The 13,997-nt window shown below is 72.8% G+C and carries 13 protein-coding genes; 6 read left to right on the forward strand and 7 right to left on the reverse strand.

Translation table 11 applies throughout. The annotated features are described in order from the left end of the window. Positions 1 to 25 precede the first annotated feature (25 nt). The 3 genes from LQ327_RS16170 to LQ327_RS16180 are packed head-to-tail and all read right to left on the reverse strand — an operon-like array spanning position 26 to position 4,407. The gene (locus tag LQ327_RS16170; RefSeq protein ID WP_230735473.1) at positions 26 to 1,624 is read right to left on the reverse strand and encodes an acyl-CoA carboxylase subunit beta; all 1,599 of its coding nucleotides are present in this window, start codon (positions 1,622 to 1,624) and stop codon (positions 26 to 28) included. Between the two features lie 2 nt (positions 1,625 to 1,626). Continuing rightward, complete coding sequence (locus LQ327_RS16175; protein WP_230735475.1) at positions 1,627 to 3,231, reverse strand: AMP-binding protein; 1,605 nt, start codon at positions 3,229 to 3,231, stop codon at positions 1,627 to 1,629. Between the two features lie 24 nt (positions 3,232 to 3,255). Continuing rightward, positions 3,256 to 4,407, reverse strand: coding sequence for an acyl-CoA dehydrogenase family protein (locus LQ327_RS16180; protein ID WP_230735476.1), 1,152 nt, complete (start codon positions 4,405 to 4,407; stop codon positions 3,256 to 3,258). A gap of 228 nt (positions 4,408 to 4,635) precedes the next feature. Here LQ327_RS16180 and LQ327_RS16185 point away from each other — a divergent pair, with 228 nt between their 5' ends. The 4 genes from LQ327_RS16185 to LQ327_RS16200 all read left to right on the forward strand — a co-directional run bounded on the left by LQ327_RS16185 (position 4,636) and on the right by LQ327_RS16200 (position 8,805). Further along, positions 4,636 to 5,385, forward strand: a complete 750-nt coding sequence (locus LQ327_RS16185) for a TetR/AcrR family transcriptional regulator (protein ID WP_308286326.1) — start codon at positions 4,636 to 4,638, stop codon at positions 5,383 to 5,385. Positions 5,386 to 5,455: 70 nt separating this feature from the next. Continuing rightward, positions 5,456 to 7,144 (forward strand): AMP-binding protein, encoded by a 1,689-nt coding sequence (locus tag LQ327_RS16190; RefSeq protein WP_230735478.1) that lies wholly within the window; start codon positions 5,456 to 5,458, stop codon positions 7,142 to 7,144. Between the two features lie 4 nt (positions 7,145 to 7,148). After that, a complete protein-coding gene (locus tag LQ327_RS16195) occupies positions 7,149 to 8,165 on the forward strand; it encodes an LLM class F420-dependent oxidoreductase (RefSeq protein ID WP_230735480.1) in 1,017 nt (338 codons plus the stop codon). A 127-nt stretch (positions 8,166 to 8,292) separates the two neighbouring features. Then, the gene (locus tag LQ327_RS16200) at positions 8,293 to 8,805 is read left to right on the forward strand and encodes a MaoC family dehydratase (protein ID WP_230735481.1); all 513 of its coding nucleotides are present in this window, start codon (positions 8,293 to 8,295) and stop codon (positions 8,803 to 8,805) included. Positions 8,806 to 8,856: 51 nt separating this feature from the next. Here LQ327_RS16200 and LQ327_RS16205 read toward each other — a convergent pair whose 3' ends face one another. Further along, positions 8,857 to 9,297: a MarR family winged helix-turn-helix transcriptional regulator gene (locus tag LQ327_RS16205; RefSeq protein ID WP_230735483.1), complete on the reverse strand. Its 441-nt coding sequence runs from the start codon at positions 9,295 to 9,297 to the stop codon at positions 8,857 to 8,859. Positions 9,298 to 9,375: 78 nt separating this feature from the next. Between LQ327_RS16205 and LQ327_RS16210 the strand changes: the two genes are divergently transcribed. After that, positions 9,376 to 9,711 (forward strand): antibiotic biosynthesis monooxygenase family protein, encoded by a 336-nt coding sequence (locus LQ327_RS16210; RefSeq protein WP_230735485.1) that lies wholly within the window; start codon positions 9,376 to 9,378, stop codon positions 9,709 to 9,711. Between the two features lie 10 nt (positions 9,712 to 9,721). Here LQ327_RS16210 and LQ327_RS16215 read toward each other — a convergent pair whose 3' ends face one another. Continuing rightward, positions 9,722 to 10,711 carry an RNA polymerase subunit sigma-70 gene (locus LQ327_RS16215; RefSeq protein WP_308286327.1) on the reverse strand — a complete coding sequence of 330 codons (990 nt, stop codon included), beginning with the start codon at positions 10,709 to 10,711 and terminating at the stop codon, positions 9,722 to 9,724. Further along, a complete protein-coding gene (locus LQ327_RS16220) occupies positions 10,708 to 11,445 on the reverse strand; it encodes an SDR family oxidoreductase (RefSeq protein ID WP_230735489.1) in 738 nt (245 codons plus the stop codon). The genes LQ327_RS16215 and LQ327_RS16220 overlap by 4 nt, the downstream gene beginning before the upstream one ends. 391 nt (positions 11,446 to 11,836) lie before the next feature. Here LQ327_RS16220 and LQ327_RS16225 point away from each other — a divergent pair, with 391 nt between their 5' ends. Then, a complete protein-coding gene (locus tag LQ327_RS16225; RefSeq protein ID WP_230735491.1) occupies positions 11,837 to 12,679 on the forward strand; it encodes an NAD(P)H-binding protein in 843 nt (280 codons plus the stop codon). Between the two features lie 15 nt (positions 12,680 to 12,694). Here LQ327_RS16225 and LQ327_RS16230 read toward each other — a convergent pair whose 3' ends face one another. After that, positions 12,695 to 13,894, reverse strand: a complete 1,200-nt coding sequence (locus tag LQ327_RS16230) for a cytochrome P450 (RefSeq protein ID WP_230735494.1) — start codon at positions 13,892 to 13,894, stop codon at positions 12,695 to 12,697. Between the last annotated feature and the right edge of the window lie 103 nt (positions 13,895 to 13,997).

The following is a 13,997-nucleotide window of genomic DNA, read 5'->3' on the forward strand; positions in this document are numbered from 1 at the left end:
AGCGACGGGGAGGTGGTCATGCCGTTCACATCCGGAAGACGCCGAAGCCGCGACGGCCCTCGACGGTGGTCGAGTGCACGGCCGAGAGCGACATGCCGAGCACGGTGCGGGTGTCCCGGGGATCGACGATGCCGTCGTCGTAGAGCTTCCCGGAGACGAAGAAGCTGTGGGACTCGGCCTCGATCTGCGCCTCGATCGCCCGCGTCCGGGCGGCGTCGGACTCCTCGTCGAACGCCTTGCCCTGGGAGGCCGCCGAGGCCCGCCCGACGATCGACATGACGCCGGCGAGCTGCGCCGCGCCCATGACGGCGAGCTTGGCGCCCGGCCAGGCGAACATCAGCCGTGGGTCGTAGGCGCGCCCCGACATGCCGTAGTTCCCGGCGCCGAACGACGACGCCATGTTGATCGTCAGGTGCGGGACCTTGCTGTTGGTCACCGCGTTGATCATCTTGGCGCCGTCCTTGATGATCCCGCCCTGCTCGTAGTCCTTGCCGACCATGTAGCCGGTGGTGTTCTGCAGGAAGATCAACGGGGTGTCGGTCTGGTTGGCGAGCAGGATGAACTCGCTCGCCTTCTTGGCCTCCTCGCTGAACAGCACCCCGCGGTGGTTCGCGAGCACGCCGACCGGATAGCCGTGGATGTTCGCCCAGCCGGTGACCAGCGACGTCCCGTAGACCGGCTTGTACTCGTCGAACTCCGAGCCGTCGACGGTGCGGGCGAGCACCTCGCGCGGGTCGAACGGCACCTTGGTGTCCGGCGGGATCAGCCCCAGGATCTCCTCCGGGTCATAGCGCGGTTCCGGCGCGTGGGGTGACGGCGGTGGGCCTAGCTTGCGCCAGTGGAACCGGGACACGATCTCGCGGCCGAGCCGGATCGCGTCGCGCTCGTCGGTGGCGAAGTAGTCCGAGAGCCCCGAGGTCCGGGAGTGCATCTCGGCGCCGCCGAGCGACTCGTCGTCGGACTCCTCGCCGGTCGCCATCTTCACCAGCGGAGGGCCGCCGAGGAACACCTTCGCCCGCTGGTCGACGAGCACGGCGTAGTCGCACATCCCGGGCACGTAGGCCCCGCCGGCGGTGGAGTTGCCGAACACCAGCGCGATCGTCGGGATCGCCATCGAGGACAGCTCGGTGAGCTCATGGAAGATCCGGCCGGCGGGGACGAACAGATCGGCCTGGGTCGGGAGGTCGGCTCCGCCCGACTCGACGAGGTTGATCACCGGGAGCCGGTTGGTCCGGGCGATCTCGAGCGCGCGCAGGGTCTTGCGCAGCGAGTACGGGTTCATCGCCCCGCCGCGCACCGTCGGGTCGTGGCCGATGATCAGGCACTCGACCCCGGACACCACCCCGATCCCGGTGAGGATCGACGCGCCGACGGTGAAGTCGGTGCCCCACGCGGCCAGCGCGGAGAGCTCGAGGAAGGGCGAGTCGGGGTCGAGCAGCAGCGCGAGCCGTTCCCGGACCGGCAGCTTGCCGCGCTCGCGGTGACGCTGCTGGTAGCGCTCCCCGCCGCCGGCGACGGCGAGCTCGAGCTGCTCGTCGAGCGCGGCGATGACCTCCAGCTGGTTCTTCCGGTTGCTGACGTAGCTCTCGGAGCCGGTGTCGAGCAGTGACTGCAGGACGGCCATGCCTAGCGGCCTCCGTAATGATCGGCGTGGGTGTCCCGGACGACGTTCTTCTGGATCTTTCCGGTGGAGGTCTTCGGTAGCTCCTCGGTGACGATCACGGCCTTCGGGACCTTGTAGCCGTCGAGCCGGTCCCGCAGGGCTGTTGTCAGCTGGTCCGGATCGAGCGTGGTCCCGGGCTTCGGCACGACGACGGCGGTGATCGCCTCGCTCCAGCGGGCGTGCGGCAGCCCCACGACGACGACCTCGGCGACGGCCGGGTCGGCGTCGTACACCGCACGCTCGACCTCGATCGACGCGACGTTCTCGCCGCCGGTCTTGATCACGTCCTTGTAGCGGTCGGCGAACCAGAGCACCCCGTCGTCCCCGAACCGCCCGACGTCGCCGGAGTGGAACCACCCGTGCGCGAACACGGCCTCGGTGGCCTCCGGGTTGCGCAGGTACTCCTGCATCGTGGACGGGCCGCGGTAGACGATCTCGCCGAGCTCACCCGGTCCGAGGAGCTCGCCGTCGGGACCCATGATCCCGACCTGCACCCCGGTCAGCGGCGTCCCGACCGCCCCGACGTGCGAGAGCTGGTGCTCCGGCCGGAACAGCGTGGTGATCGGCGACATCTCGGTCTGGCCGAACAGCAGCGCGAAGTCGCACCCGTAGCCGTCGAGGCAGGCCTTGATCTGCGCCTCGGGCATCGGCGCCATCGCGTAGACCGCGCGCCGCAGGCTCGACAGGTCGCGGGCGCCGAACGACGGGTGCTCCAGCGCCACCCGGTACATCATCGGCAGCCCGAAGACCTGCGTGATCTTCTCCTGCTCGATGGTGTCGAGGAAGCGCTGCGGGTCGAAGCCGCGGTGGACGTACAGCGTCGCGCCGACGGTCACCGCGGGTGTGCAGAACGCGTTGAGCTGCGCGGTGTGGAACATCGGCATCATCGCGATGAACCGGTCGTCCGGGCGCCAGCCCGAGTCCAGCGCCGCGGACATCGACTCCAGGTGGATCGCCAGGTGCGTCCCGACGACGCCCTTGGGGAACGACGTGGTGCCCGAGGTGTAGAGGTAGCTCAGCGGCGCGCGGTCGTCGATGGCGACCTCGGGCGGGGACTCGTCGCTGGTCTCGAGCGTGTCCAGTGTCAGGAATGACTCGTTGCTGACGTTGGACGTCCGAAAGGCGTCGTCGATCTTGCCCGGCTCGGTGCCGGGCGCGACGACGACGTCGGCGACCGTCGGGACCTGCGCGATCGCCGCGCTGATCGGCCCGAGCAGCTGGCTCTCGACGACGATCCCGCGGGCGCCGGAGTGCTCCAGGACGTACGCGACCTCGTCGGGGCGCCAGCCGAGGTTGACCGGCACGCACACCACCCCGGTCTTGGCGCAGGCGTAGTACACGGCGAGGAACTCGGCGCTGTTTCCGGACGCCAGCGCGAGCGCGTCGCCCGCCGCGTAGCCCCGCGCGAGCAGGCCGTGGGCGAGCCGATTGACCCAGATGTCGAACGCGGCGTAGGTCAGCCGCCTCGGACCGTCCACGACGGCGAGGTGCTCCGGCCGGGCGACCGCGGACCGGGTGAGGGCGTCGCCGACGTTGACCCGTCGGGCCAGATTCCGCTGCAGGTCCATCGCGAGCTCCTCCCGGGGCGATGGTCAGTAGGACCGGGGCAGGCCCAGGCCGTGCTGGGCGACGAAGTTGAGGATCATCTCCCGGTTGACCGGGGCGATCCGGAGCAGCCGGGCGAGGCCCCAGTAGGGGAGCAGGCCGAACTCGGCGGCGACGCCGTTGCCGCCGTGGGTCTGCATGGCGGCGTCGACGGCGGCGATCGCGGCCTCGGCCGCGGCGTACTTGGCCATGTTCGACTCCTCGCCGGCGGGCAGGCCCCGGTCGTGCAGCCAAGCGGCCTTGCGTGTCATCAGGGCAGCCAGTTCGGTCTCGATGCGGGCCTTCGCGAGCGGGTGTGAGACCCCCTGGTGCGCACCGATCGGCCGGTCCCAGACCTCACGCTCGTTCGCGTAGCGCGCGGCGCGGGCCAGCGCGTAGCGGGCGATCCCGACGCAGAGCGCGGCGCCGGTGATCCGCTCGGGGTTGAGCCCGTGGAAGACCTGCCGGAACCCCTGGCCCTCGTCGCCGACCAGGGCCGAGGCCGGCAGCCGGACGTCGTCGAAGTGCAGCGTGAACTGCTTCTCGGGGAGCATGACGTCGACGGGGAGCGGGGTCTTCTGCAGCCCCGGGGCGTCGGTGGGCACGAGGAACAGCGAGAGCTGGGCGTTGCCGCGCGGGTCGGTGCCGGTCTTCGCCACCAGCAGCAGCGCCGCGGCGTCGTCGACCCCGGAGATGTAGTACTTCTCCCCGCGGATCACCCACTCGTCGCCCTCACGGCGCGCCTTCGTGGCCAGCTGGTGGGTGTTGGACCCGGCGCCGGGCTCGGTGATCGCGAAGACCACCTTCTCCCGGCCGTTCGCCAGCCCGGGCAGCCACTCCTTGCGCTGCTCCTCGGAGCCGTACTCCGCGATCACCGCCGCGGAGATCGCGTGGGTGACGAGCAGCAGCAGGATCGGCGCACCCTGCGCCGCCGTCTCCTCGCAGACCAGCGCCAGTTCGACGAGCCCGCCGCCCCCGCCGCCGTAGGCCTCCGGGACCGAGACCCCGACGTAGCCGGCGTCACCGAGCGCGTGCCAGAGCTCGGTGCACTCCTCGCCACGGCGGGCGTGGTCGACGTAGTAGGTGCCGCCGAACGGGGCGGACACCTTCCCGACGGCGGCCCGGAGGTCCCGGTGCTCGTCGGTCTCCACGAAGTCCACGGCGGCTCCTCGGCGCGGTACGTGATCGGCGGTTCACTTCGACGGCGGACGCTAGCGGCTCGGCGGTCGACTGGCCAGAGGTGATTTGCGGTTCATGGGCGCTGACGTCGGGGAGCAGGCGGTACGGTGCAACCGGGCTGCCGCAGGCAATCGATGAGACTGCCGTTCACTCCGGTGGGACCCTGCCGAGGACGGGCGCCGTCGCGGTGACGAACGAGGAGGACGGACGTGGGGGCAGTCGAGGCGGCAGGGGGATCCCCCACGACCGCGGCGGAGGCGTCCGACCAGGTGGCTGCCGGCACGGACACGAACGCCGCGCCGGGCCCGGGCGTGGCCGAGGTGATCGAGGTCGGCGACCCGACGACGGAGACCGGCGCCGCGCGGCCCCGTCGTCGACGCGACCCCGCCCGCAAGGACCGCATCCTCGCCGCGGCCGCGGAACTGATCGCCGCCCACGGCTACCACGCCGTCGGGATGGCCGACATCGGTGCGGCGGCCGGGATCGTCGGCTCGGGCATCTACCGCCACTTCGACAGCAAGTCCGCGCTGCTCGCGGCCCTGCTGGAGCAGGTGATGGACGAGCAGGAGCGGAGTGCGGCGGAGATCGTCGCCGACGCCGCGGACGACCGGGAGGCCCTCGAGCGCCTCGTCGCCAACCACGTGCGGTTCGCGATCGAGGAGCGCCGGCTGCTCGGGGTCTACTACCGCGAGGCGCACCACCTGCCCGAGGAGGACCTCCGCCGGCTGCGACGGGCGCAGCGCCACTACATCGAGGAGTGGGTGATCGCGCTCGCGCCGCTGCGCCGGGAGCTCTCGGACGCGGAGCTGCGCGTCGTCGTGCACTCCGCGCTCGGCACCACGCAGGCGGTGCTCTTCCACCACAGCGGGCTGCCCGTCGCGCGTCTCGCGGAGCTGCTCGGGGAGATGGGCCTGAGCTGCCTCGGGCTCCGCGTTCGCGCCGAGAGTGAATCCGAGTAACTGAGGTCTTGCGCCGCCGGGCCCCGCCTGGGAATGCTGCACATCACAGTGTGGCGCCAGGGAGGCCCGGGTGAACAGCGTGGACACCGACAGCATCACCTTCGACGTCACGACCCTCCGGGGCCGGCGGGCCGTGCACCGCTGGGAACGGACCTCGGTCGGCGACGTGTTCGAGCGGCTCACCTGGAGCTACCCGGACCAGCAGGCGATCGTCGGGCGGCCCGGGGCGTACGGCGACGACCGGTTCGCGTCGCTGACCTACCGCGAGGCGGACCGCCTCGCGAACCAGGTCGCCCACGCGCTGCTGTCCCGCGGTCTCGAACCGTCGACCAGAGTCCTCCTGTTCTGCGAGAACTCCGTCGAGGCGTGGATCGCGAAGATCGGCATCGCGAAGGCCGGCCTCGTCGCGATGCCGCTGAACCCGAACCTCGCCCCGGACGTCATCACCCATCTCGTCGGCCACGCCGAGCCGGCGATCGCCATCGTCGACGCCGAGACCTGGCCCCGCGCCGAGGCGGCGTTCGCGGACGCCGGACTCCCCGCGGGCGTGACGATCACCGTCGGCGGCGGACCGGTGTCCGGCAGCCTGTCGTTCACCGACTTCGTCGCCGACCAACCGGTCTCGGAGCCCGATGTCGAGATCCACGGCGACGACATCTGGGAAATGCTGTTCACCTCCGGTACGACCGCGATGCCGAAGGGCGTGATGATCTCGCACTCGGCCAGCTACCTGGCGGCGCTGAACTTCGCGCTGTCGCTGACGCGCGGCCGTGGCCTCGAGAACGACCTGCGCGTCGGCACGTTCCTGCCGATGATCTACCACGTCGGCGAGCTGATCTTCGCGCTCTCCGCGTTCCTCTCCGGCGGCACGCTGGTCCTCGGGCGGCGCCCGGCCCCGGACGCCGTCGCGAAGGCGATCACCGAGGACCGGATCACGGCGCTGTGGGCGGGTTCGCCGCAGTTCGTCAGCGCCCTGACCCGCGAGTTCGACACCACCGGCGACGACGTCAGCTGCCTCGACGTCCTCGTCTACGGCTGGGGCGCGCTCCCGCCGAAGACGCACGCGAGGCTGCTCGACCACGCCGGCGAGGACCTCGTCGTCCTGGGCATCTTCGGTCAGACCGAGGCGATCGCCTGCCACCGCTTCTGGCCCCGGCGCTGGCCGGAGACCTACGCGCGGACCGCTCCGGTGGTCAACTACGTCGGCCTGCCGAGCCCGCTGCTCGCCTCCGACGTCTTCGACGAGGAGGGGAACTCGCTGCGTGACCAGCCCGGCGTCCCGGGGGAGGTCGTGTACCGGACGCCGACCGTGGCCGCCGGCTACTACAAGAACGAGGCCGCGACCCGCGAGGCGTTCCGCGACGGCTGGTTCCACTCCGGGGACAGCGCCGCGTTCGACTCCGACGGGCTGCGCGTCGTCGTCGACCGGATCAAGGACATCGTCAAGACCGGTGGCGAGAACGTCTCCAGCCTCCGCGTCGAGTCGGCGCTCTACGAGCATCCCGGCGTCCTGCGGGCCGCGGTCGTGGGCCTGCCGCACGATCACTGGGGCGAGGCGGTGACCGCGGTCGTCGTGCCCGCCGCCGGCGTCGAGGTCACCGCCGAGGAGCTCATCGGGCACTGCCGGAGCAAGCTCGCGGGCTACGAGACCCCGAAGGCGGTCGTGTTCCTCGACGAGCTGCCCGAGACCGTCGGCGGCAAGGTCCTCAAGTACAAGCTGCGGGCCCGCTACGCCGAGCTGTTCGACGACGGGGTCTGAGCGCATGCGGATCGGGGTCAACGTCGGGCACTTCACCGGCCGGCCGCCGCGGGACCTCGTCGGGAAGGTGCGTGCCCTCGACGACGCCGGGTTCGCCTCGCTGTGGTTCGCGGAGGCCTACGGCTCGGACGTGTTCACGCCGCTCGCGTTCTGTGCCGCGCACACGAGCCGGATCCGCCTCGGCGCGGCGGTCGCCCAGATTCCGGCGCGCACGCCCGCGGCCACCGCGATGACGGCGACGACGCTGGACCACCTGAGCGAGGGCCGCGTCGTGCTCGGCCTCGGGGCGTCCGGCCCGCAGGTCTCGGAGGGCTGGCACGGCGTGCCCTACGCCCGGCCGCTCGCCCGCACCCGGGAGTACGTCGAGATCGTCCGGCGCGTGCTGGCCCGTCGCGAGCCGGTGGCGTACGACGGCGAGTTCTTCCGCCTCCCCGCCGACCCGGACGGTCTGGGCAAGCCGCTGCGCTCGTCGCTGCACCCGTACCGGGAGGCGTTGCCGGTGCACCTCGGCGCGGAAGGCCCGCGCAACGTCGCGCTCGCGGCAGAGATCGCCGACGGCTGGGCGGCGATGTTCTTCGCGCCGGCCTTCGACGACTTCTACCGGGCCGCGCTCGACGAGGGCTTCGCGCGGCGGCCGGGCGGGCGTCCGGCCGGGTTCGAGGTCGTGGCGACGGTGCCGGTGGTGATCGACGACGACGTCGAGCGTGCGGCCGACCGCATCCGGCCCGAGCTGGCGCTCTACATGGGCGGGATGGGCGCGCGCGGGGCCAACTTCCACCACGACGTCTTCGTCCGCATGGGCCACGGAGCCGTCGCCGAGCGGGTGCAGGAGCTCTACCTGGCCGGGCGCAAGGACGACGCGGCGGCGGCTGTCCCGACGGCGGTCGTGGAGCAGATCGCGCTGATCGGGCCGGTGGGCAAGGTGCGGCGCGACCTCGACCGGTGGGAGAGCACCGTCGTCGACGAGATCGCGATCCAGGGCCTGCCCGACGACGTGGCCGTGGTCGCGTCTCTCCTCTGACCCGGTTCCGCCCCGCCCCCGCCCCGCCCCGTCCCGGCCTGAGCGAAGGTGCACCTCGGTCAGAAGCTCCGGGGGCGGGCCTCGCTCCGGAATTGCGGACGGCCGCCGCCGGGGCATGATCGCGGCCATGGTGTCCGCCCACATCACGACCAGCGTCCTCGGCGAGCGCGACTTCGACAGCCCGATCGACGACCGCTGGTACGAGGACTACCGGCCCGGCGAGACGTTCGAGTACGGCTGGCTCGCGCTCGACGAGGACGAGGTCGTCGAGTACGCGACACGCTACGACCCGCAGCGCATCCACACCGACCCGACGTGGGCCGCCGAGTCCGGCCCGTTCGGCGGGCTCATCGCGAGCGGGTGGCAGACGGCCGGGCTGATGATGCGGATGTACTGCGACCACTACATCTCGGCGGTCGCGAGCCTGGCCTCGCCCGGCGTGGACGAGCTGCGCTGGTCGACCCCGCTGCGCCCCGGGGACCCCGTGCGGCTGCGGGTCACCGTCCGCGAGGCTCGGGTGTCGCGATCCAAGCCGGACCGCGGGCTCGTGCGGACCGACGTCTCCCTGCTCACCGAGGACGACCGGTGCCCGCTGAGCCTCACCGCGATGAACCTCATCGCGCTGCGCCCGACGACCTGACCGACCCGACCGAGATCACCGACCCGATCGAGATCACCGACCCGACCGAGATCACCGACCCAGCTCAGCGGCCATCGCGTCGAGGTCGGTGAGCAGGTCCGCGAGCCGGCGGCCGGGCACCGCGGCGGTCATCTGCCGGTCGAGCGCGAACACGACGTCGCGGGCGGCCTCCAGCCGGCGCCGGCCGTCGTCGGTCAGGTGGGTGGGCAGCGCACGCCCGTGCTCGCTCACCTCCGCGCGCCGCACGAGGCCCCCGTCCGCCAGCCCGCGGAGCACGACGTTCATCGACTGCCGCGTCACGAACGCGCCCCGGGCGAGCTCGGCGTTGGACAGGCCGGGCTGCGCGTCGAGCAGTTCCAGCGTGGCGTACTGCGGCACCGTCAGCCCGTGCGGCCGCAGGCCCTCGTCCATCCGCGAGCGCAGCGCCGACGCGGCGCGCTTGAGTCGGTAGCCGAGCATCGCGGTGGCTGGGGCGGTGGTGTGCTGGGCCATGTCAGGAGTTTGACATACGACGACGCCCGCGCCTACCGTCGCCCATGTCAGCACATTGACACACCGAGGAGCGCCACCATGCCCACCACGACGATCACCGTCGACACCGACGGCGAGCAGGTCACCCTCGTCAACATCTTCACCGTCGAGCCGGAGCGGCAGGCCGAGCTGGTCGACGCCCTCGACCGCGCCACCGCCGAGGTCTTCGTCGACGACCCCGGCTTCGTGTCCGCGAACCTGCACGCCAGCCTCGACAGCACCCGGGTGATCAACTACGCGCAGTGGGCCAGTAAAGAGGCCTACGAGAGGGCGCTGGCCCGCCCCGAGGTCCGCGAGCACATCGGCGAGGCCGCCGCGCTCGCGCAGGCGTACGACCCGACGCTCGTCCGGGTCCGCGCCATCCACCACGCCTGAGGCCGAGGGTTCAGGTCACCGCGGGCGACCCTTCGAACGTCGGCACCAGCGCCGGGTCGTTGAACGCCGTGATGCGCGCGATCCGACCGGCGGTCAGCGTCAGCACCTGCACCCCGTACGCCGCGTCCCCGCCGTCGTCCGTCCGGCGCCGGACGACGAAGGCGGGCTGCCCGTTGGCGCCCGTCGGCACCATCCGCCACTGCCCCGGCCGGCTGAGCACCCGCGCGCCGAGGAAGCCGATCACCGCGTCCCGGCCGGTGAACCACGTGGGCGTCGGGGGCATCTCCATCTCGACGTCGGCGCGCAGCAGCGCCACCAGCTCCGACGTGTCGGCGCGGGTGAACGCGTCGACGTAGGCCTCGAGCAGGGCCCGCGCATCAGGGGCCTCCGGCTCGGCGAGCTCGTCCGCGACCGGCGCGGCCTCGCCCATCCGGGCCCGGGCGCGGCGCAACGTGCCGTCGACCGCCGCATCCGTCGTGCCCAGCATCTCGGCCACCTCGGCGGTCCGGAAGGCGAGCACGTCGCGCAGGGTCAGCACGGCCCGTTGGCGCGGGGTGAGGAACTGGAGTGCGGCGACGAACGCGAGGCGCACCCCTGCCCTCGACGCGGCCACGGCGCCCGGGTCGTCGCCGGCCAGGAGCGCGTCGGGCACCGGCTGGAGCCAGGACACCGACGGCTCGCGCGGCGCGACCGCGATGCGGTGGTCCTCCGACGGCGGGCCCGCCCCGGAGGGCAGGGGTCGGCGCGACCGGGTCTCCAGCGCCGTCAGGGCGGCCCGCGTCGCGATCGCGTACAGCCACCGCCGCACCGACGAGCGGCCCTCGAACCCGCCGAACGCCCGCCATCCCCGCAGGTAGGTCTCCTGCACGAGGTCCTCGGCGTCGTGGATCGACCCGAGCATCCGGTAGCAGTGCGCGAGCAGTTCCGGCCGGTACGGCTCGGTCACGGCGCTGAACTCCATCGCGACTCCTCCCGCGCTGACGGTACTGCCTCGAGTCACTCGACCGGCCGCACGCCGGACCCCGTGACCAGCAGTTCCGGGTCGCTGCTGGGGTCCTTGGCGACCTCGACGACCGCGGCGCCGACGGCCTCCGGGGTCAGCAGCGGCGCCCGGCGCTGCGCGAACGTCTCCGGGTCGATGCCCTCGAGCGCCGCGTACCCGGCCACTCCGACCGCGCCGACCCCTCCCAGCGGCGTCATCTGCGGGAACAGCGTGACGAAGCGGAGTCCCAGGTCGGCCCGCTCGGACTCGCCGGCGGCGTAGGCGCGCATCTGGCGGACGGTCGCGTTGGCGCCCGCGTATCCACCGCTGAGCGGGGAGCCGAAGAGGGCCGCGCCGCTCGAGATCGACACGACGACGCTGCCCGGGGCCAGCGGCGTGCGCAGGGCGGCCCGGGTCCAGACGAACGCCTGTCGGGTGTCGACGTGCCAGGGCACGCTGAACGACTCCCACGTCTGTTCGGACAGCGGCGCCATGGGCGGCACGGCGCCGGCGTTGAGGACGAGTAGACCGGGACGGTGCTCCCGGAGGATCGTCTCCGCGAGGGCCTCGTCGGTGGCGTCCCCGACGACGGGTGTGAACGGCTCGCCGAGCTGGCCGCGGACGGCGAACAGGTCCTGCTCGCCGCGGGCGATGCCGACGACGGCGGTGCCGGCATCGACGAGCGCGGCCGCGATCGCGCGGCCGAAACCGCGGCTGGCGCCGGTGACGACGGCGGTGGTGGTTGCGGACATCGGAGGACTCCCCACGGGGCGGCGGTCTCGGTCCACATCGAGACCCGTCGTCGCGGGAGAATCCGTCGCGGCCGATGAGTGACGTGGGTCACAACGCTACTGGGGCCGAGGACGCGATCGCGCCGGTGATCCGCACGCTCCAACCTCAGAAGTGATGCGGCGCAACCGAGTCACGGTGACTCGGTTGCGCCACGGTCCTTGCCCTTCCGAGGAGGGACTGCCCACCGGTCGGTCCGGGCCGCAGACGGCGGGCGGGTGTCGAGTTCCGACGGTCGTGCGTCCCGGCATGTCGATTCCCGAGCACTTCCGACTCCGGACGCCGTAGCGACGACGTCGCGCGTTCGACGATGGGCGTGGCGCGGGACCCACCCCGCGGGAGCGGGAGAGAGACATGACCACCGTGGTGATCGGTGCTCGGGGCGCGGTCGGGCGGCACGTCGTCGAGGGGCTGCTGGCCGGGGGCGAGCACGTCCGGGCCTCGGTCCGGAACCTCGCCACCGCCGACTTCCCGGCGGCGGTCGAGGTCGTGCAGGCCGACCTCGCCGACCCGGACTCGATCACCCGGGCCCTCGCCGGCGCCGACCGGCTGTTCCTCTACGCACCCGAGAAGGGAGCGGCCGGCGTCGCCGAGACCATCCGACGGGCCGGGACCGGACACGTCGTCGTGCTGTCTTCCGGCAGCGTGCTGCTGCCCTGGGCGGTGGCCGGCAACGCGATCGCGGCCGAGCACGACGAGATGGAACGCGCCCTGGCCGGCTGCGCACCCCGGGTCACCCCGATCCGGCCGCTGGTCCTGGCCGGCAACGCCCTGAACTGGGCCCGCTCGATCCGCCGCGACCGCACCGTCGAGCTCGTCCACCCGGAGAGTCGTTCGGCGCCGGTCCACGAGGCCGACATCGCCGCCATCGCGGTCGCCGCGCTCACCGGCAGCGCCGCCGCGGACCCCTCGGGCCTGCTCACCGGCCCGGAGGTGCTCACCCAACGCCGTCAGGCCGAGCTGATCGGCGAGGCGCTGGGCGAGCCGATCCACGTCGAGGAGATCGACGAGCACCGCGCCCGCGAGAAGTTCGGCGCTGCGGGAGATCCCGCGACCGTCGACGCGATCCTGGCGTTCATCGCCCGCAACCGCCGCGACGGGGAGTCCCCGGCGACCCCGGTCGCGCGCGAGGTCCTCGGCCGCGAGCCGCTCTCCTTCGCGCGGTGGGCCCGCGACCACGTCGGCGACTTCCGCTGACTCGTCGCGACCCCCTCACCACGTGACCGGCAGCTCCGTGATGCCGCCGGTCAGGCTGTCCGGACGCAGCCGGAGCTCGTCGAGCGGCACCGCCACGCGGAGGTTCGGGACCCGCTCGGTCAGCGCCGCGAAGACCGCCCGCAGCTCGACCCGGGCGAGGCTCGCGCCGACGCAGTGGTGCGCCCCGTGGCCGAAGCCCAGGTGCGGGTTCGGCGCGCGGGTCTCGTCGAGGGTCCCGGGCGCGTCGAAGACCGACGGGTCCTGGTTAGCGGCGCCGATGGAGAGCACGACGGCGTCGCCGGGTGCGACGACGACGTCGCCGACGGCGACCTCGGTGTTGGCGTAGCGGATCAGGCCGCCGCCCCGACCGCCCCCGGGTACGGGCATCCGCAGGAGCTCCTCGACGAAGCCGGCGACGTCGTCGTCGGGCACGGAGTGGGCCGGACCCTCGTGCGGGAAGAGCCGCAGGACGCCGGCGTCGATCCGGTTCACGGTGGTCTCGTGGCCGGCGAAGAGCAGCGCGGTCGCGATCCCGGTGACCATCATGTCCGACAGGGCCGGGTCCTCGCGCTGGGCCGCGACGAGGTCGGAGAGGACGTCCTCGCCGGGGTGCTCCCGCTTCTCGGCGAGCAGGCCGTAGACGTAGGTCCCGAGCGCGGTGATGCCCGCCCGGCTCGACTCCCCGTCGAACGAGCCGGCCTGCTCCGACCAGCCCCGGAAGCGGTCGCGGTCGGCGTAGGGCACTCCGAGCAGCTCGCAGATCACGAGCGTGGGCAGCGGGACGGAGAGGGCGTCGTGCACGTCGGCGGGCTGCTCGCGGGCCAGCAGGTCGTCGATCAGGCCCGCCACGAGCTCGCGGACGTGGTCGTCGAGGGCCCGCATGCGGCGCGCGGAGAACGCGGGTGCCAGGAGCCGGCGCATCCGCTGGTGGAACTCCTGCTCGTGCTCCGGATCCCCGCTCGGCCCACCGAGCAGCATCCCGTCGTGCAGCCGCGCCGCCTTCTCGGGCTCGGGGTGCGAGCGACCCAGTCGGGGGTCGGCGAGCAGCGCCCGCACCTGCTCGTAGGAGGTGACGAGCCACGCCTCGTCGCCGGTCCGCGTCCGCACCCGGGTGATCGGTGCGTGCTCCCGCAGCGACGCGAGCTCCGGCGCGAGGCCGAGCGGATCGGGGGTGGCGAAGGGCAGCTGCGGCAGGGCGGTGTCCAGATCGGTCATGGCGAACCTCGCTCGGTGGGGGACTCTCATCGTGCGCCGCGGGGTGTGGTCCCCGCCTCCACCCGAGGGTCGAGACCGGGTGGATTCTCCCGGTTCACGACGG

It is taken from the genome of Actinomycetospora endophytica (genome assembly GCF_021026375.1).
Classification (GTDB): Bacteria; Actinomycetota; Actinomycetes; order Mycobacteriales; family Pseudonocardiaceae; genus Actinomycetospora; species Actinomycetospora endophytica.

Excerpts from the sequence above, each read along its gene's own strand:
- LQ327_RS16170 (WP_230735473.1), bottom strand. The coding sequence starts at position 1,624 with ATGGCCGTCCTGCAGTCACTGCTCGACACCGGCTCCGAGAGCTACGTC.
- LQ327_RS16175 (WP_230735475.1), bottom strand. The coding sequence starts at position 3,231 with ATGGACCTGCAGCGGAATCTGGCCCGACGGGTCAACGTCGGCGACGCC.
- LQ327_RS16195 (WP_230735480.1), top strand. The coding sequence starts at position 7,149 with ATGCGGATCGGGGTCAACGTCGGGCACTTCACCGGCCGGCCGCCGCGG.
- LQ327_RS16200 (WP_230735481.1), top strand. The coding sequence starts at position 8,293 with ATGGTGTCCGCCCACATCACGACCAGCGTCCTCGGCGAGCGCGACTTC.
- LQ327_RS16205 (WP_230735483.1), bottom strand. The coding sequence starts at position 9,297 with ATGGCCCAGCACACCACCGCCCCAGCCACCGCGATGCTCGGCTACCGA.
- LQ327_RS16210 (WP_230735485.1), top strand. The coding sequence starts at position 9,376 with ATGCCCACCACGACGATCACCGTCGACACCGACGGCGAGCAGGTCACC.
- LQ327_RS16220 (WP_230735489.1), bottom strand. The coding sequence starts at position 11,445 with ATGTCCGCAACCACCACCGCCGTCGTCACCGGCGCCAGCCGCGGTTTC.
- LQ327_RS16225 (WP_230735491.1), top strand. The coding sequence starts at position 11,837 with ATGACCACCGTGGTGATCGGTGCTCGGGGCGCGGTCGGGCGGCACGTC.
- LQ327_RS16230 (WP_230735494.1), bottom strand. The coding sequence starts at position 13,894 with ATGACCGATCTGGACACCGCCCTGCCGCAGCTGCCCTTCGCCACCCCC.